This window comes from Kitasatospora sp. MAP12-44, from assembly GCF_029892095.1.
In the GTDB taxonomy this organism is placed as follows: Bacteria; Actinomycetota; Actinomycetes; order Streptomycetales; family Streptomycetaceae; genus Kitasatospora.
In genome coordinates, this window is the sequence record NZ_JARZAE010000002.1 from 15191 (window position 1) to 31338 (window position 16148).

21 protein-coding genes are annotated in these 16148 nt (G+C 70.5%); 6 read left to right on the forward strand and 15 right to left on the reverse strand.

Annotated features, from left to right (window positions below; all coding sequences use genetic code 11):
• Positions 1 to 107: 107 nt before the first annotated feature.
• The 3 genes from P3T34_RS00345 to P3T34_RS00355 all read right to left on the reverse strand — a co-directional run bounded on the left by P3T34_RS00345 (position 108) and on the right by P3T34_RS00355 (position 1773).
• A complete protein-coding gene (locus tag P3T34_RS00345; RefSeq protein WP_280663900.1) occupies positions 108 to 791 on the reverse strand; it encodes a hypothetical protein in 684 nt (227 codons plus the stop codon).
• A 266-nt stretch (positions 792 to 1057) separates the two neighbouring features.
• A complete protein-coding gene (locus P3T34_RS00350) occupies positions 1058 to 1360 on the reverse strand; it encodes a hypothetical protein (protein ID WP_280663901.1) in 303 nt (100 codons plus the stop codon).
• Positions 1357 to 1773: a hypothetical protein gene (locus tag P3T34_RS00355; protein WP_280663902.1), complete on the reverse strand. Its 417-nt coding sequence runs from the start codon at positions 1771 to 1773 to the stop codon at positions 1357 to 1359. Before P3T34_RS00355 ends, P3T34_RS00350 begins: the two co-directional genes overlap by 4 nt.
• Positions 1774 to 1912: 139 nt before the next feature.
• Here P3T34_RS00355 and P3T34_RS00360 point away from each other — a divergent pair, with 139 nt between their 5' ends.
• Positions 1913 to 2251, forward strand: a complete 339-nt coding sequence (locus P3T34_RS00360; protein ID WP_280663903.1) for a hypothetical protein — start codon at positions 1913 to 1915, stop codon at positions 2249 to 2251.
• A gap of 91 nt (positions 2252 to 2342) precedes the next feature.
• Here P3T34_RS00360 and P3T34_RS00365 read toward each other — a convergent pair whose 3' ends face one another.
• The gene (locus P3T34_RS00365; RefSeq protein WP_280663904.1) at positions 2343 to 2888 is read right to left on the reverse strand and encodes a hypothetical protein; all 546 of its coding nucleotides are present in this window, start codon (positions 2886 to 2888) and stop codon (positions 2343 to 2345) included.
• An 85-nt stretch (positions 2889 to 2973) separates the two neighbouring features.
• Between P3T34_RS00365 and P3T34_RS00370 the strand changes: the two genes are divergently transcribed.
• Positions 2974 to 3207, forward strand: coding sequence for a hypothetical protein (locus P3T34_RS00370; protein ID WP_280663905.1), 234 nt, complete (start codon positions 2974 to 2976; stop codon positions 3205 to 3207).
• Between the two features lie 605 nt (positions 3208 to 3812).
• A complete protein-coding gene (locus P3T34_RS00375; protein ID WP_280663906.1) occupies positions 3813 to 4775 on the forward strand; it encodes a hypothetical protein in 963 nt (320 codons plus the stop codon).
• Between the two features lie 134 nt (positions 4776 to 4909).
• Here P3T34_RS00375 and P3T34_RS00380 read toward each other — a convergent pair whose 3' ends face one another.
• The 11 genes from P3T34_RS00380 to P3T34_RS00430 all read right to left on the reverse strand — a co-directional run bounded on the left by P3T34_RS00380 (position 4910) and on the right by P3T34_RS00430 (position 13839).
• A complete protein-coding gene (locus tag P3T34_RS00380) occupies positions 4910 to 5203 on the reverse strand; it encodes a hypothetical protein (RefSeq protein ID WP_280663907.1) in 294 nt (97 codons plus the stop codon).
• Positions 5200 to 5538: a DUF6247 family protein gene (locus P3T34_RS00385; protein WP_280663908.1), complete on the reverse strand. Its 339-nt coding sequence runs from the start codon at positions 5536 to 5538 to the stop codon at positions 5200 to 5202. The genes P3T34_RS00380 and P3T34_RS00385 overlap by 4 nt, the downstream gene beginning before the upstream one ends.
• A 95-nt stretch (positions 5539 to 5633) precedes the next feature.
• On the reverse strand, positions 5634 to 6071 hold the full coding sequence (locus P3T34_RS00390) for a hypothetical protein (protein ID WP_280663909.1): 438 nt from the start codon (positions 6069 to 6071) through the stop codon (positions 5634 to 5636).
• 65 nt (positions 6072 to 6136) lie between these two features.
• On the reverse strand, positions 6137 to 6994 hold the full coding sequence (locus P3T34_RS00395) for a DUF721 domain-containing protein (protein ID WP_280663910.1): 858 nt from the start codon (positions 6992 to 6994) through the stop codon (positions 6137 to 6139).
• Positions 6991 to 8382: a helix-turn-helix domain-containing protein gene (locus P3T34_RS00400; protein ID WP_280663911.1), complete on the reverse strand. Its 1392-nt coding sequence runs from the start codon at positions 8380 to 8382 to the stop codon at positions 6991 to 6993. Before P3T34_RS00400 ends, P3T34_RS00395 begins: the two co-directional genes overlap by 4 nt.
• Positions 8383 to 9503: 1121 nt before the next feature.
• Positions 9504 to 9677: a hypothetical protein gene (locus tag P3T34_RS00405; RefSeq protein ID WP_280663912.1), complete on the reverse strand. Its 174-nt coding sequence runs from the start codon at positions 9675 to 9677 to the stop codon at positions 9504 to 9506.
• Positions 9671 to 10213, reverse strand: a complete 543-nt coding sequence (locus tag P3T34_RS00410; protein ID WP_280663913.1) for a GNAT family N-acetyltransferase — start codon at positions 10211 to 10213, stop codon at positions 9671 to 9673. The genes P3T34_RS00405 and P3T34_RS00410 overlap by 7 nt, the downstream gene beginning before the upstream one ends.
• Positions 10210 to 10998, reverse strand: a complete 789-nt coding sequence (locus P3T34_RS00415) for a GntR family transcriptional regulator (protein ID WP_280663914.1) — start codon at positions 10996 to 10998, stop codon at positions 10210 to 10212. Before P3T34_RS00415 ends, P3T34_RS00410 begins: the two co-directional genes overlap by 4 nt.
• Before the next feature lie 141 nt (positions 10999 to 11139).
• On the reverse strand, positions 11140 to 12051 hold the full coding sequence (locus P3T34_RS00420) for an FAD-dependent oxidoreductase (protein ID WP_280663915.1): 912 nt from the start codon (positions 12049 to 12051) through the stop codon (positions 11140 to 11142).
• On the reverse strand, positions 12048 to 12590 hold the full coding sequence (locus tag P3T34_RS00425; RefSeq protein ID WP_280663916.1) for an isochorismatase family cysteine hydrolase: 543 nt from the start codon (positions 12588 to 12590) through the stop codon (positions 12048 to 12050). Before P3T34_RS00425 ends, P3T34_RS00420 begins: the two co-directional genes overlap by 4 nt.
• Before the next feature lie 46 nt (positions 12591 to 12636).
• Complete coding sequence (locus P3T34_RS00430; protein ID WP_280663917.1) at positions 12637 to 13839, reverse strand: XRE family transcriptional regulator; 1203 nt, start codon at positions 13837 to 13839, stop codon at positions 12637 to 12639.
• A gap of 415 nt (positions 13840 to 14254) precedes the next feature.
• Between P3T34_RS00430 and P3T34_RS00435 the strand changes: the two genes are divergently transcribed.
• The 3 genes from P3T34_RS00435 to P3T34_RS00445 all read left to right on the forward strand — a co-directional run bounded on the left by P3T34_RS00435 (position 14255) and on the right by P3T34_RS00445 (position 16142).
• A complete protein-coding gene (locus P3T34_RS00435) occupies positions 14255 to 15043 on the forward strand; it encodes a hypothetical protein (RefSeq protein ID WP_280663918.1) in 789 nt (262 codons plus the stop codon).
• Positions 15044 to 15152: 109 nt separating this feature from the next.
• Complete coding sequence (locus tag P3T34_RS00440) at positions 15153 to 15380, forward strand: hypothetical protein (protein WP_280663919.1); 228 nt, start codon at positions 15153 to 15155, stop codon at positions 15378 to 15380.
• A 267-nt stretch (positions 15381 to 15647) separates the two neighbouring features.
• Positions 15648 to 16142: an ATP-binding protein gene (locus P3T34_RS00445; RefSeq protein WP_280663920.1), complete on the forward strand. Its 495-nt coding sequence runs from the start codon at positions 15648 to 15650 to the stop codon at positions 16140 to 16142.
• The last annotated feature ends 6 nt before the right edge of the window (positions 16143 to 16148 follow it).

Consider the following 16148-nt stretch of genomic DNA (forward strand, 5'->3'; position numbering starts at 1 on the left):
GGGGAAACAGCCTGGGACTGTCCTAGCGAAACGGTCGAAACCGGACACCCTGGGACGCTGCTGAGACAGCCCTGTCCCAGCTCCGCGAACCCACCGCCGAGCCCCTCCTACAGCGCTACTTCCACCAGATCCAACCCCAGGCCGTTGTACCAGTCGAGATCCCGCACCGGAATCGGGTGGGGCGCGGCGGGCAGCCCGGGCGCGAGCTCCGCCAGCGCCGTGTAGTGCACCTTGCCGGCGGCCAGGCGCTCGGTGAGCAGCGCGCACGGCCACGGCCAGTGGGGGCCGCCGACGGCGAAGTCGGCCAGGTCGCGCAGCACGATGCTCGCGGTGCGGTACGCACGGCGGTCGCCAGCCTCGACCGCCGCAACGAACTGGCGCCAGGCCGCAGCGTGCGGGCCGACCGGCGCCGGCCAGCCGCTGCTGCCGGGCTGCGGGTAGACGCTCTCCGGGCCGATCCAGACGCTCAGCGCGAACTGCACCCGGCCGAGGTCCGCATCGCCGATGGTCCCGACCGGCCCAGTCGAGACCGTGACACGCAGCGCCTCGGCGACGGCGGCGCACACCAGCTCGTACTGCTCGTCGCCCGGGGCCGGCGCCTGGGTGCGCACGCGGTGGTCCTGATCGGCCCGCTCGCGGTGCCAGGCGATGATCGCCCCCGCCCATGGCCACGCGTCGGTGTACGGGTCGCGGCCGGCGAACGCGGCCGCGTACCGCTCGGCATAGCGGATCATTCCGGGCCCGGGATCCCACAGGCCAGTGGCAGCATCAATGTCCTCGTCCTCGGTCACGTGCTCAGTGTGCCCGCCCCAGGGCACCGCGGGGGCCAGGTTCGCCGACGCCGTCCACGCCCGCCTGCTCGCCGCCATCGAGGACGCCGTACCCAACCGGTAGCCGACCGACCGGGGTGGATGTCCCAGCACTCTCCCACCCCGAGCGCAGAACCCTCCCACCAGGGGAAACAGCCTGGGACTGTCCTAGCGAAACGGTCGAAACCGAGCACGCTGGGACGCTGCTGGGACAGCCTCGGTCCCAGCCTGGCGAGCCCTCGGCCCGGTCAGTCCTCGTCTTCGAGCTGCTTGAGCAGCGCCCGCCGGACGTCCAGCGCCGCCGACTTCGCGGCGATCTCCGCCGCCCAGGCCGCCAGCTCCACCGCGAGCTCCGTCAGCGGCCTGCCCGTCTGCACGTTGCTCTCCCGGTACTTGGCGTGGACGCCGTAGCCGCGACCGAACCCACCCTGCAGCTCCCGGTAGCAGTCGGCGATCCCCTGCATCGCCCCGCTCAGGTTCGACTCCGTCAGGTCGATCTCCTCGCGCAGCTTGTCGACCACGCCTTCGTCCTCGCCCACCGCGTTCGTCATGCCCCGATACTTCCAGCCGGCGCCCCGGCCCCGAGCCCGATCACCCTAAAGAGTGCCCGGACCGGCCCGTCCCCTCCCGCCAGCGGTGCCAACCGCCCGCCACGGGGAACCATCTCGGCATGGACGAGCACCAGGAGCAGGCCGGCCCCGCCGACGAGGCGCGGGCCCGGGAGCTGACCGAGCAGCTGCGCACGGCGATCGAGGACGTCCGGGCCGCCGTCCTGGTCCTGGCCCGCCGGGTCCGCGCCGCCCACCAGGCCAGGGTCTGGACCGCGCTGGGCCACGACAGCTGGGCGGCGTACGCGCTGGCGGAGTTCGGGATCGGCCGCTCGACGGCGTACCGGTTGCTCGACCTGGCGGCCGCCGCCGAGGCGATCGAGGGCACCGTGCGGGCCGAGCTCGGGGTGTCCCACGCGTGGGACAGCGCCGACCTAGTCCTGCCGGTGCGCACCCGTCGTCGACATCAAGGGCCGGATCAGCGAGCTGACCGCCCTGATCGCCGAACGCCTCGCCGACGCCCAGGCCGAGGCCGGCACCGCCCTGGAGGCCGCGGTGGTCGGCGAGATCGTCGCCCAGGCCGTCGCCGATGTCCGCGCCCGCCCCGACGTCCCCGCCGCCGAGCTGGAGATGAGACCGGCTCCGGACGGCATCACCGCCGAAGCATGGCGCCACCACGTCACCGTCGGCCGCGACCTGGTCGCCCAGCACCGCGCCGCCCAGCACCGGATCGGCGTCATCGCACTCGAGGTCGTCCCGGCCTACGTCGCCGACCACCAGGCCGAGGACGTCCTCGCCCGGGTCGCCAACGACATCGGCATCACCACCGCCGAGATCCTCGCCTGCCGGCGCTACGCCATCTCCGACGACGTCCGGGCGATGGACGGCTGGTAGAACCCCGGGCCACACGCCGGGGGCTTCTACTTTTGGGCCCTCATTTGAGGGCCCGTCTATGAAACCCCCGCAGGTCAGAGCGCCCGATCCCCTACGTGCTGACGCCCGAGGTGTCAGGCGAGGCGGCGTTGAGAGCGTCGGCCACCGCCGTCTCGGCGTGGCTGAGGGCGGCCAGCATCACGGTCAGGTTGCCCTCGGCACCGCAGCGGGCCGCTTGCTCGAGGAAGACCGCGGCCGCGTTCCAGGAACCTTCGGCGGTGTCGTGCTGGGCGACGAGGTGGGCGACGGCAGCGGCCAGGAAGGCCGGCCACCCGTCGAAGTCGGCGGGGTCGAGTCCGGTCAGCGGGGTGAGCCACAGGGCCGCGTGCATGGGCAGCGCGTCCTCGTGCCCGCGGAAGTCCATCGCCAGGCCGCACTTGTCCCAGATCAGGGTGCCGTCCTCGCGGACCCTGGTGGTCAGACCGGCGAACCACTCCGCAGGGGCGGGATCGTGGGCGGCGCAGACGTGGACGCTCAGCTCCAGGCGCTCCTCGCCGCCGGGCGCCGGCCGGTAGCCGTCGATGACGCCTTCGGCCTTCCCTGTGCAGGAGTGAATCCGGCGCAGGCTCACGATCGAACGAGCTCCCCAGCGACTCATGGATCCATGCTGCCAGCCCGGCCGGGCCGGACGGGGCCGATCGACGAGATCGGACAACACCGCCGCACGGTCGACGGCCGACGGAATGTCAGACCCAGCTGACAGCCTGGCCGTCATGAACGACCACGGCCTGTGGGGCGGCCCCTCCGACGGGGCGCTGGCACTGCTGCTGAGGACGGGGTGGACCGACGTCCACCCCGGCACGCTGCGGATCGAGGAGTCGCTCTTCGGCCGTGTCTTCTGGGCCGTCGACCTGGACGACCGCCCGCTCACCGGCTACCTGACCGAGGTCTCCAGCATCCGCGGCGCCACCCTCTGACGCTGACGCCGAGCACCGCCCAGCTTCCCGCCAGCCCCGCTGCCGCGCGGGTCAGATCTGCCGGTCCGGGTCGGAGAACGTCAGGCCACCGGTGCCCAGGGTGCGGGCGGGCAGGCCGGGGAGCCGGAACGTCATCGCCGGGCGGCTGACGGAAGTCCGCGCCCTGCTCCACCGGCAGCCGGCGCACACCGGACTGGGCGGGCACGGGGGCATCGGTGGCGGGTTCGGAGAAGGCGGGCAGCGACAGGCTGCGACGGTCGGTCATGATCCTCAGTGTCGCAGCCCACGCAGGCGGGGATGGCCAGACCGCCGCTATCTGGCAGGCCGCGAGGTGGTCCCTTGGCCGCCCCTACCCGGTTGTTGGTGGCGGCCGACAGGGCAGCAAGGGGGCACTGGTCGCTCGGGGAGAGCGAGGGGGCCAGCCCCCTCCGAGCAGGCCCGCACCGATGGGCTGGGAGCACTGTCGAACAATGTGACGATCCGATTCCGGACAGTGATCGTTCGGATCGGGACAGTGCATCCCAACATGCCCTCGACGCAGCACGGCGCCCGCCACCCTTGACCCGGCACGGTCACCGCCGCCGCGCCCAGCCACGGGAGAGCACATGACGAGAACCGCCGACCAGATCGCGCTCCTCCGCACCGAAACCGCCCCTGCCCTGTTGAAGGAGCTTCAGGGGCTCCAGGCGGGCAACGAGGAGCTGCGTGCCGGTCTGGTCACGGCGATCAGCCAGGGCCTGAGCGAGACCCGCGAGGAGGTGCGCCGCGTCCTGAACCGGGATCAGCGCGAACTCGCCCAGGCCCGTCAGGAGGTCGATGCCCTGCGCCGGGAACTCGGGGAGGCCCAGGCCGCCTGGCAGGCCGAGCTGGCTGAGCTGAAGTCGGCCTCGGTTGCCTCGCCAGCGGTGGACAAGCCGGCGGTGGACAAGAACTCCGCCCAGGTCGAGCGGGCCGACATCGCGTCCAGCGCAGACACCCGAACCACCGAGCTCGCGGAGGAGACCGCCATGTCCGACCAGTCCGACCAGAGCCCTGACATCGCCGAGCAGGCCGCCGCCGACATGCTGACCGAGCTGACCACGGTGGTCGGGCACCAGGTGCCAGTGCCCCAAGCGGCCACGGCCGTGGCCCCGACGCCCCCGCCGACAGCGGAGCAGGCGCAGGCATCCTTGGATGCGGCGCTGTTCAAAACCCTGATGACCGCTGCTCGGATCAGTACCGCCGAGCTGGTCTGCCACCCTCACACCTGGCAGTTCATCGCCTCGCGTACCACGGCTGCCGAGTACTTCCAGCTGCCCTCGGCCGGGGGCGAGGGCAAGGACGACATGGTGACCGTTCGACTGCCCGGACTCAGTCTCATGGCCACCGTCAACGCCCTCTTCAACACCTACTGGGAAGCCAGCACCGGTCCGGTCCGCAACCTCCAGGACAGTGCCATGGCCCTGGCCTACTACACCGACCTGTCCAGCGCGATCCGCGGCACCAAGCCCGCCGACTCCAGCGCTCAGGTCGACGGCCGCCCCCTGACCCGCATCGTCATCGACAACCGCCCCGCTCAGGGCGCCTGACGACACCGCGGTTCACCGAACGCCTGCTGACCTTCGATCACCACCTTCCTTGACACACGTACGCTGATGGCCGGCCCCCTCGCGATTCGAGCGTGAGGGAGCCGGCCATGTTCTGCGGGCGGGGTGAACGCTGGTCAGGGTCCGGCGATGATCCAGACCACGAACACCGACGCCATGGTCTCGTGGACCCTGTACACGACGCTGATGCGGTCGCCGGAGTCGGCGGCCGGGTCGGTGCGGGCGGTGTAGTCGTCGACCTCGGGGTCGGTGCCGCCCGGCACCGGGATGCCGAGCCGCGGGTGGATGGCCAGGCGCTCGACGAGCTTCTCGACCGCGTCCAGCTCGCCGGGGCGCAGCTGGGCGAGGGCCTGTTCGGCAGCGTCGGAGAGGAAGACGTGCAGCGGGGCCGGCGGTTGCTGGTCGGTCACCGGTCACCGCCGGCGCGCAGCCGGGCGAAGACCTCGGTGGAGACGTTCCACTGCCGGCCGCCGATTGGTGCGGCCAGGGCGGCCATCGCCTCGGGGTCGGTGCGCAGGACCAGGCGGTGGCGGTACTCGCTGATGACGTCGGCGACGGCGCCGAGGTCGCCGATCGGGGACTCGTCGAGGGCGGCCTGCAGGGCCTGCTCGAAGGCGTCGCGGTCGCCGGGCAGGCCGTACCTGCTAAGTGCGGTGCGCAGCTCGCGCAGGGTGGCCGGTCGGGGTGCGGCCGGGGGCTGGTGGTCGGGCTGGACGGTCACCTGGTCCTCCTCGGTGGTGGTCACGGGCGGCGCCGGAGCGAGTGCCCGCGAGATCGACGGTAGCGGTCCGGGGGCGGTCTGCGGAGCGGCCCAGGTCACGCGAATCCCGCATGGCGGTGTCAGGAGCTTGAGGCCCATTCGATCACCAGATCGCGGTTCAGCGTCACTGCACCGCTGCGGTGCCATTGGTGCAGTGTCTCGATGAGTTGGTCCTCGGTGATGGGTCCGTACTCGCTGTCGTCGCGGGCCGCCTCGGCCGCCAGGTCGTTGTTCCAGTCGACGATGTAGTCGGCCATCGTCCATGTGCGGCCTTCTGGGAACCGGATCTCGACCATCGTGAAGGTGCCGCTGGTCAGCAGCTTGTCGAGCTCGATGTCAGCGCGCTGGAGGCTGCCGTCGTGGAGGGCGAGCAGTTCCGCTGCCCGATCAACGCCCAGCTCGCGCTCGGCTTCAGCTTGGGTGCACGGCGTATAGAAGGGATAGCGCAGCTGGAGGCTGCGGAGCCGCGCCTGCTGGCTGTTGTTCGCGCCCTTCCGGGCGTTGCGCTTCTTCGTCACGGGCCCACGGTAGTAGCCGCGGGCGCTCCGGCGATGCGGTACTGAGCATGGTCTGCTCGCCGTTTTCACGCTGCACCGCTGAGGGTCATCGGCTGGCGCGCGGGGCGCAGCGGGACCGTTCCGGCACGCTCAGCCTGGGCAGCACGCTCGGCCTTGTCGGCGATGGCGCGGCGTTCGGCGATGGCCTGGCTGCTGGTGGCGGCCGCCGTGCGGGCGGCGCGTTCCTCCTGCTCGGCCTGGACGGCGACGGCGTCGGTGAATGCGCTCTCCGGCTCGCGTCGGCTGAGCAGTGCCTGTTCCTGGCGTGCGATGGCGGCTGTGACGGCCGGGTTGGTGATGGCGGCGGTGCGCTGGGCGGCCTGGTGGGCGGCCAGAGCCCGGCGGTAGCCGTCGCAGGCGTCCTCGCGGGTGCGGGCCGGGACGTCGGGCTGCTCGACGGCAGCGCGGTGTTCGGACTGCTGGTCGGGGCCGGTCGCGGAGACGGCGCGGGGCGGCAGGACGCGCAGCTCGCGCACCACGACCCGGCCCATCGCGCCGTTGATCCGGGCGACGAGCTGGCGGCCGAGCAGGCGCAGCTGGGTGGCGTAGGCCGGGGAGGAGGGTTGGAGGTGGAGGCGACCGGTGTGCGGGTCGTAGTGGGTCGGCGTGACCTTGCCGATGAGTTCGGGGGCGATGGCGGTCCACTGGTCGAGGATGCTGCCGCCGGCGGCGGGTTCCTCCCAGGCCCGCTCGGCGACCAGCCCGGCCAGGGCGTCGCTGAACGAGATCGGTTCGCGGCCGCTGGCTCGTACGGTGCGGCGGCGGGTGGGTCGGGTGGTGGAGCTGCGGCCGCCGGGGGCGTCGGCGCCCCGGGCGCGGGCGGCATCTTGGGCGGCTTTGAGGGCGACGCGGGCGATGTCGACGCCGGTGGACGTCTCGGTCACGCGGACCTCCAGGTCTGGTGGATGACCATGCGGCCGGTGTGCCGCAGGCGCAGGACCTGGTCGACCAGGCCGTGGGTGTAGAGCTGGCGGGCGTAGGGCTCACCGCAGTCCCGGATGGCCATCAGGACCATCTCCGGGTCTTTCTGGCCGAGGGCGCGCAGCTCGATGACGTCCTCGCGGGTGAGCTGGTGAAGGTCGGTCAGGCCGTCCTCGTCCTGGGCGAAGAACTCCAGCGCCTGGGCGCCCTGGCCGCCGGCCTGCTGTACCTGGGCGAAGGCGTCGTCGACCAGACGGGCGGCGGCGCGGGTGGCTGGGTCCTGCCAGTCGGTGAAGGTCCACTCCGCCGAGGTGCGGTCGTGGCGGGCCTGCTCGGCGGAGCGGGACTCGCGCCAGTGCTCGACCTGTCGGGCCCGCTCCTTCGGGGTGCGCCAGCCGGGCATCTGGGTCATGCCGTGCAGGCGGAAGGCGAGCAGGCCGGAGGGCCGGTAGCTACCGCGCTGCGGCTCCTCCAGCGTGGACAGCCAGGAGACGACCTCCTCTGCCGTCCAGCCCGCGTCCGACACCTCCCGCACCACCCAGGCGATCCGCGGAACCAGGGCGCGGCGCAGCCACGGCACCTGGCGCACCAGCTTGGCGGCCAGCTGGTAACGCTGCCCGACCTGGTTGAGCTTGCGGGCGCCGGGGCCCGACTTCGTGGACTTCTTCGCGGTGGTGGACTTCGGCTTCCCGCTTGCGACGTCTGTCTCAGAGGGAAGGTGAGTACAACCGTCAGCAGGAGAAGTACAGCAACCACCCTCCATTGGGGTGCAACGGCTGTCGGCTGCTGAGGTGCCGTCAGCGGCCTGTGACACCTGGGACAAGGCACCGGCCGGAGCGGCCTGAACGGTGGTCACCGGGGCCTTCGCGGACGTCTTTCCCCTGGGTGCCCGGACCTTGCGCGAGGCCCGCTTGCCGAGCAGCGCCATCACCGCCCGGCCGGCCTCTGCGATCCCGATCACCCGCCGGCCGGTGTTCTCCCCGACGGTCCGGATGCCCAGCGCGACGTCGAACGCCTCCGGGATCACCCGCGCGAACTCCGACGCCTTCGCCTTCTCGCCGCGCACCCGCGTGCCCTTGGCGATGTAGACCAGCAGGCCGGCCTCACGCAGCATCCGTAGGTGGTTCTGCACCGTCCGCTCGGTCAGCTTGAGCTTCCGCATCAGGTAGCCCACCCCCGGGCGGCACGGCGACAGCGCGGCCAGCTCCTGGGCGACGCGGACCGTGGTGCGACCCGTCTCCCGGGGACCGTGCGACCAGGCCGGGACATAGCAGCCCGACGCGACCACCCAGTGCACCGCCTGCATCCAGCCGTACGGGTCCGAGACGATCCGGCCGCGAGTGGTGGTCACCCACTGGTCCGCCGCCGACACCAGCAGCCGCGGTAGCACCGGGACGCACGGCACGAACCGCCGCGCGGACTTCGACACCTCCACCGGGACCGGCTCGGCGACGCCGTCGGTCGACTCCTGCCGCTGGCCGGGAACCGGCGTCGCGGCCGGAACGACATGGTTCGGACCCGATCGTGTGACACTCGAAGGGTCACCCGAATGAGTGATGTGCGTCACATCTGATGTCGGGCGCGCGGCGTGTTCGACAACCGGTCCGCTAACCGGTCCCCGGACAGAACCCAAGGCAGGAACGGGGGAGGAGATCTCTCCCCCCTCCCGAACCGCATCCTCCAAGCTCAAACCGGGGACACCACGCCCTTCGGCAGCGGCGCCGGGTGACTGGAAAGGGGTGCTGAGCTGCTGCAAAATGACAGAGCCCTCCTACTCGCAAGTGGATACGGCAACGGCCCCCTTCATCGGGGGTCGGGACAACAGCCCCCTCGCGGGGGTGCAACAACGACCCCCCTCGCCGGGGGTCGGTACAACCGGTCGGCTCCCTCCCAGGAGCCGGTACAGCAAGGCGGACCCCCTCGGGGGTCCTGGTTCTGGAGAACCGCACTGCGCCCTTCCCGGGCCCCGGCCGCCAAGCCGGAGCCCGTTCCGGGCCCTCGTCCGACGCACATCGGACGGTTCACGTAAGACCGCAGACCGGTGGTCTCACCCACTGGTAGCGGCCCTGGGGTTGCTGGCCTCGCCAAAGGCCGGCGCCCCCAAGATGGTCTAAGTCACCACACCGACCCCCTCCGGGGGAGAGGTGTGTCCAAATACGACGACGGCACCCCGCCGGAGCGACCTCGAACCGGTCGCATCCACGGCGGGGTGCCGCGCGTGTGCCTCGTTCCGGGTACGGGTACCCTTCACTGCGTCACCACCCTTCGCGTGGTCGACCGGGACGGACCGCCCCCGGCCAGGGGCGCCGACCCACTTGAACGCCGTCCGGACCTTCGGGTTCGGGCGGCGAAGTGCATTTTGGATCACAGACGATGACAGCCTACCCCTGTGGACAACCCGCAGAGTAGCGGCAGCCTCACCGTGTCGATCTGACGTTCCAACGACCTGATAGCCGGACAAGTTCGCTCCCATCAGCGAGGATTCCGCAGCTCACGAAGGTGCGCGACGTCGAGATCGCCGTCCCGGGCAGCCACCACCCCGAGCGCCACCCGGGCTTCAGCGATGCGCATCGGCGCCTGCTCCGTCCCGTCGAAGCCCGGGCTCGCGCGGATCACTTCGCTCGCCAGTTGCTCGGCCATCACCATCTGCAAGCTGTCTGGTCGTCGAGGCCATGTTCTGCGTGTTTGGCGGGGCGTTGAGCTACCCAGCCCGATCCTCCGACCTCGGGGTCGAGAACAGTGCGCACGTGCTGGAAGCCCTGCTCCGCGTAGTACTTGTGGAGTCGGGTATTGCTGGTCCAGGCGTCGAGGCGCAGCCACTGCGCACCGCACCGTGCTGCCCGATCCCCAGCCCAGTCCAAGAGCTGAATGCCTAGGTCTCGTCCGGCGAACTTCCTGTCGACAGTTAGCTTGTGTACGTACAGCACATCGTCCTGAAGCTCGCGGGGCGTCCAGAGAAGAGGGTCGGCTGCCTTGTCGAGCGTGATGGTTGCTGCGAGTTCGGCTTCCGCGGACTCTCGGACGACGAAGACCTCCCGAGCCCGAATGCTCTGCGCTATGTGGTCGCTCGGGAAGTCCGTCGACCACTGGTCGCTGCCGAGCGTGGCCAGCCACGCTGCTGCATCGCTGCGGAACTGCGTCAACCGAGGCAGGTCGGTGAGTTCAGCACAGGTGACGATCACTTTGTGGCCTCCCCGTCTTCCTCGGTGCGCCGGTGCCGCTCGTAGACGATCACGTGGCGGTCGCCGGGCAGAAGGCAGATCGTCACCTGGATCGGTCGACCCTCGCGGTCGTGGCCGGTGCTGATCAGTTCGGCCATCGGCGTGCCAGCGGGAAGAGCGAGCCGCTCCAGCTCAGCCGGACGCGGCATCCTCGGGTAGATCTCGTCGAGTGATTCGACGAGTTCGTGGCCGAGCTCGGCCAGGACTTTGTTGGTGCCGCGCTCGACGCTGCCCGGCGTCATCCACTCCGAGCCCTCAACTATCCGGTGGGGAACGTAGGAGTCGTCGGTGGCGAAGGGCATGTCGTCGACGAAGCTCGTCCGCCGGCGGACCGCCACTCGCTCGCCCGGGGCGAGCTGCAGTCGCTGTCGTACGGCCTCGTCCGGCACCACGACGCCGACCTCAATGGTCTGCGTGCCGTCGCGCCCCTCGTCGTGGAGCAGGTTGGTGAAGATATCGACGGCTGGCGGCTTGCGCCGGAATTCGCTCTGCGGTCGGTAGACCAACGGCCGCCACTCGCGGACGTACACGCCAGACCCTTGGACGGACCTGACAACGCCGGCGGCCTTGAGCTTGATGATTGCCTGCCGCACGGTTTCGCCCGTGACGCTGTACTTCTCCGCCAGCTCCCGCGTGAGCGGGAGCCGGTCACCAGGCTGCAGTCGGCCAGAGTCGATCTCCTCGCGCAGGTCTTGCGCGATCCTGTCGGCTGCGCCTGGGCGCCGATGATCACGAGCAGCAGTCATGCGAGGAGAGTACCCGATTTCACTAGCGAAGTCTGCGGGAGGGGAGGAGCTGATGTTGCCGAAGGCCAGCTTGGTGCTGGCATCGTCGGGAATTCCAGGTGGCTCCGTGGAACTCGGTGTGGAACTCGTAGGCCCACTCAGTCACGCAGCGACTCGCAGTGCAGTGGAGTAGTAGCAGCTCAGGACGGCTTGGGCGCCCGAGCCTTGAGCTGTGACGATGCGTTGGAACCGGGCCGAGCGCAGGTCGCCGGCTGTCGCGATGCGCGGTCCCTGCGACTCGGGCGGGCAGTAGCCGTCGCCGTCTGTGGTGAGTCCGGAGAGTACGGCGGGCCGGCTGCCGATATTGGTGAGCAGCGTGTCGCAGGCGTAAGCCGCGGTTGAGCCGTTCACGGCCTCGACGTCGACGATGTAGCCGCCGCCGGGGGCGGGGTTGATCGAGACGTGGCGTGCGCGGCGCAGCTGGGCTCGGGAGTCGTGCTGCACTTCGGCGACCTTGTAATCGTCGCTAACGGGATGGACGACCAGGAGCTGCCGCTGCACGTCGGGGTGAGCCCGCAGCCAGGTACCCAACGGTCGGTCACCGCCCAGGACGCACGTGCGGCCCTTCAGGTCTGCGGGCCGTGCTCGCCAAAGCGGTGCAGGATCCAGGGATGCCGGCGCGGAGATCCAATCGGCCTCTGCCGGAGTGACCGACGAGACGCCCGTGGCCGCGATCACTGCGTTCCCCGTGATCACAGAACTGCTGTTCAGAGTGACACTGGCTGACTGGCCGTCGGCAGAGACCGCGACCGCGAGGTCCTTGACGACCGTGCAGTGACCGGATTCCTGGATTCGCTGGATATCCCGGGCCAGGGCGTTGGCGAGCGAGGGTCCGTCGGTCCAGTCACCGGGCACGTTCGCGAGGGCCCCGATGACTTGCAGCCGGCCGCCGATGTCGTTGCTCTCGATCAGGACCGAGCGTAGGCCCAGACTGGCCGCCATCAGCGCTGCCGCGCACCCAGCGGGACCGCCACCAACAATCACCAGGTCCGGGTCGCCGAACGGAGTGCTCACGAGTAGGCCCTTTCGGTGCTGGTCAGGCGTGCGATGGCGTCGTGGCTCGTAATGAGCTGAGTGCTGCCGATGTTGCGGCGGGCGAGGAGCAAGGCTGCTGAGTGGTACTCCTCGCCGCCGCTTGATGCGCAGGCATCAACGGCGATCCATGGGCAGAAGCCCGAGTGGTAGGCGCCGATGGCACTGTCGTAGACGCAGGAGTCTGTGTCGATGCCCGCGAAGACCAGATCGGTCCAACCGGCCTTCGCCAGGGCGCGGCCTCCGTCGTGAGCGAAGACGGACGACGTCCCCTTGTCGATCACCACGGCGGCGTCTCCGAGATACGGCTGGAGTTCCGCCACGATGGCCTGCTCTTCAGGTGTCCGCAGTCGCGTCCACCCGTTGATCCTCTCGTAAGGGGAGTTCGGCAGGTTCTGGAAGCGGGCGAACACGATGGGGGCGCCCGCCGACTTCCACGCTTCGATCATGCGGACAATCACCGGGACAGCTCCGGCGCTGTGCGCGTTGATGAAGCCTTGCTGTACGTCGATGACGATCAATGCCGTGGTCCGAGGGTCCATTTCTGCCTCTCGTCGTTTCGCCTGCTCACACACGACTGTCTCGGAGTGCTTCCTGGGCGTCACGGAGGCGGTCAGGCAGATCGCTGGTGCTCAAGACCGCCTCTCGCATGGCCCGGTGTTGTGCGGTTTCGGCCGGGCGGGACGCTCGGAGCCGAGAGTACGCGCCTCTGAGGTAGCGCCAGCCGTACTTCTCGGGCATGACCGGATCCTCTCCTTCCTCGATGGAGTCGAGGACCCGAGAGGAGAGCGCCCACAGGCCCTGGACGTCCACCTCGAGCGCGACGATCTCGCGCACCGTCAGGGCGCGCTCGTCAGCTTGGGGGTGGTAGGTGACGCCGGACCAGCCTGCGAGGCCTGGCGACGAGCCGCCGTGGAAGGGCACGACGTCGGGGTGTGTCCAGGCCGAGCTGAACTTCTCTGCCTCCACGTGGGGTCCGATGGACTCGACGGTTTCAGGGTTCTGCCGGTTGACCAGCACGGAGGGAGTGGTGAGGAGATGTAGTGCCGTCGGAAGGACTGACGGCGACCAGCTGTGATCGCGGAGCTCATAGGCGGACAGGACGTACTGCGGATCCTCGACTTTGGGCTGGCCGGGGACCGTGGCGTCCAGGAGAGCATTGAGGCTGGCACCAGCCCATGCTCGATCGGTCGGGTATGTGCGGTAGCGCCACAGGGCGAGTTCGGTGATGTTCCCGAGCGTCAGCTCTTCCGCCAGGTGAACCACGGACACGCCGCAGGCCAGCAGGTGCGCGGTCGCGGAACTTCCTGTCGGGTGTTCCAGTGGCAGGACTCGCTGTTCCAGGCCGCCGGGCCCTTCCGGATGAGGCAGCGCGTTCTCGAACGCAGCCTGGAGCTGTGGTCCCACGTACACAGGGATGAACTTGTGGGAGACCACCACGAACGGCCCGGCCGGCTGGCCGGGCTCCCCTGCGGTGCCCACCGGCAGGGCGGCCAACTTGGCGTAGAAGGTCTCGCGCTGCCCCTCAGACGCTAGGTCCAAGGTGCGGCTCAGCACCTCTTGCATCTCGTCGTTGCAGGTCAGGCCATCCCCGTGCTTCCGCCATTTGGTGACGGTGCGGGGGTCCACTCCCAGCTTCCTCGCGAACTCGCGGATCGAAAGCTCGAGCGTCTCCTGGAGTAGCCGCGCCTTCTGGCCGGTCCACCGGATCGCCGTGTCCACGGCCACCTCCCTTCTCTCCGCGCTGGTGTGGGCCTTGCTCAGTTCCACAGCAGTGCCACGCGGGAGGCTCGCGCCCACCCGTGCTGCTGTGGATCCTGATTGACGAACAGTCACGTTCGGAGCACTCAAGGCCATCGCTGAAGCAATTTCACTAGCGAAGCCCTTGACGGTCAAGCCCCAGACCTGTTCACTAGTGAAATCAGGAGGCCGCCTAGCGGCTCTCCAAGGCTCCCGAGTGCCGCCCATCAGGGCTTATTTGGCGTGCCTTCGTTCCACCGCGAAACCGCAGGTAAGTCGCCGCCCGAGTGGGCGCCGGGTAGCTCCACCAAACCCCCGCGACTGCCACGCAGCGCCGATGCGCTGTCCGCTCGTCAGGGCACCGGATATTCCGGACGGCCTGGCGGGCGGAGAGAGCACCGCGACGCGGCCCTCAACCTCCCTCCGCATCTCCGAGGAGCCCTTGATGACCACCTCGACCGCGATCCCCACCGCCCGCGAACGCAAGCGCCGGACCTGCACGAAGAACGTCTCCTGCAAGCCGCCGCTCCGCCTGTCAGAGCTGCCGCGCAACCTGGTCGACCTCACGCCCCGCGCCGAGCACGTGGGCTGCCCCGACTGCAAGACCTGGTGCCCGCTCACCACCCACAAGGGCAGCAAGGACTGGAAGCTGGTCCCGCACCACACCACCAAGGCCGGCACCCCCGGCGCCCGCCGCTGCGGCAACTCCAACCGCCTGTTCACCATCGACATGCCGATCACCGAGTGGGAGCAGCGGCGGGCCGAGGCCATCGCCGACGTCGCCGCCCGCCGGCCGACCACCGTGCTGAAGAAGGTGAAGACGCCGGTCGCCCCGGCGATCACCCAGCTCGACCCGGCGCCCGCCACCGCCGACTCCGCCCGCCGCACCTACGAGACGCACCGCTCCCGCTGCGCGGCCTGCACCGGCAAGGAGCACTGCCGGGACGGCAAGCGCCTGGGCGCCGACTACCTGCGCCTGCTGCGCCGCGAGCCCGAGCACCGCCGCAACCGCGCGCTGTACGAGGAGGTCCAGGCCGCCGCCGAGCGCGACAGGGTTAACCAGCACCCGGCCCGCCGGGCCGCCGAGTGGCACCAGGTCGACGAGGCCGTCAAGGCCGCCGACACCCAGCGGTCCGAGTCGATCCGGGGCGCGCGCAGCCCGATCTTCCCGCTGACGCTGCTGAAGGACACGCCCGCCGAGCAGCTCAAGCTCCCCTCGGGCCGCATCGTCTGACCTTCGCCCCCCGGGCCCGGCCCGGTCGAGAACTGAACCGACATCACCAGCCAGCTGCGGCGGCCCGGACTCTCCGGGCCGCCGCTTCGCGTCCCAGGAGGAGATCCCCGTGCGCTACGCCACCGTTCCCCGCGCCCTGCTCGAGCAGCTCATCGAGATCAGCACCCCGAAGGCGAAGAAGAACACCGACATCGAGCGGCCCCGCACCGACGAACGCCGCACGCCGGCCGAGGACAAGCTGGTCGCCGCGCGCAGCCCGCTGCGGTCCGGCCCGCGCTGGACCTTCCGCCGGCCGATGCTCTACGCGACGGGCGCCCCGGCCCCCGTCCACGCCTGATCCGCGCGTTCTCCTGCGACGCTGCCCGTCGCCGCCGCCCCGGATCCCCGGTGCGGCGACGGCGGGGGGACGGCAGGAACCGCCCTCACAACAGCGACGGCCCCGGGAAGGCGATCCCGGGGCCGTCCACGTCGCCTGACTGGAGGCAACGACCTTGCTGAACACCATGATTGCACGCTCTGAGCTGAACGCCGCTCCGGGGGACAGCGACCCGGACGCGGACGAGCTGCTGCGCCGGGCCATGGAGCGCCGGGGCGGTGGCCGGTGATGACCACCACCACCTTCGGCACCGGCATCGCAGCCGGCCTGACCGCGCAGGGGCCGATGCTCCCCGCCCCGCGTCCGGGCCTCTACCTGGCCAACCGACTCGGCGGGATCACCGCCCATCTGACGGCCGACCAGGAGACGGTCAGCACGGTGCGGGCGCTGGCCCTGACCGTCCTGGTCGCCCACGGCATCGACCGTGAGTCGGCCGAGGACGCGCAGCTGGTCCTGTCCGAGCTGATCGGCAACGCGGTCCGGGCCTGCGGCGCGCACGTCCCGCTGGTCGTGGAGGTCTACCGCGCCGAGCACGACGCGATCGTCGCCGTGCACGACCCGCTGGCCGGCACCGGCCCACGCCGGACCACCGCCGAGCCGGACGGCGACGAGGCGGAGTCCGGGCGCGGCCTGGTCCTGCTCGACGTGCTCGCCCCCGGCTGGACCGTCGAGCCGTCCGCGATCGGCAAGCGGATCCGCTGCCGCATCCCTGCGGCTCGCTGACGAACC

Excerpts from the sequence above, each read along its gene's own strand:
- P3T34_RS00350 (WP_280663901.1), bottom strand. The coding sequence starts at position 1,360 with ATGACGAACGCGGTGGGCGAGGACGAAGGCGTGGTCGACAAGCTGCGC.
- P3T34_RS00365 (WP_280663904.1), bottom strand. The coding sequence starts at position 2,888 with ATGAGTCGCTGGGGAGCTCGTTCGATCGTGAGCCTGCGCCGGATTCAC.
- P3T34_RS00370 (WP_280663905.1), top strand. The coding sequence starts at position 2,974 with ATGTCAGACCCAGCTGACAGCCTGGCCGTCATGAACGACCACGGCCTG.
- P3T34_RS00375 (WP_280663906.1), top strand. The coding sequence starts at position 3,813 with ATGACGAGAACCGCCGACCAGATCGCGCTCCTCCGCACCGAAACCGCC.
- P3T34_RS00405 (WP_280663912.1), bottom strand. The coding sequence starts at position 9,677 with ATGGTGATGGCCGAGCAACTGGCGAGCGAAGTGATCCGCGCGAGCCCG.
- P3T34_RS00415 (WP_280663914.1), bottom strand. The coding sequence starts at position 10,998 with ATGACTGCTGCTCGTGATCATCGGCGCCCAGGCGCAGCCGACAGGATC.
- P3T34_RS00435 (WP_280663918.1), top strand. The coding sequence starts at position 14,255 with ATGACCACCTCGACCGCGATCCCCACCGCCCGCGAACGCAAGCGCCGG.
- P3T34_RS00445 (WP_280663920.1), top strand. The coding sequence starts at position 15,648 with ATGACCACCACCACCTTCGGCACCGGCATCGCAGCCGGCCTGACCGCG.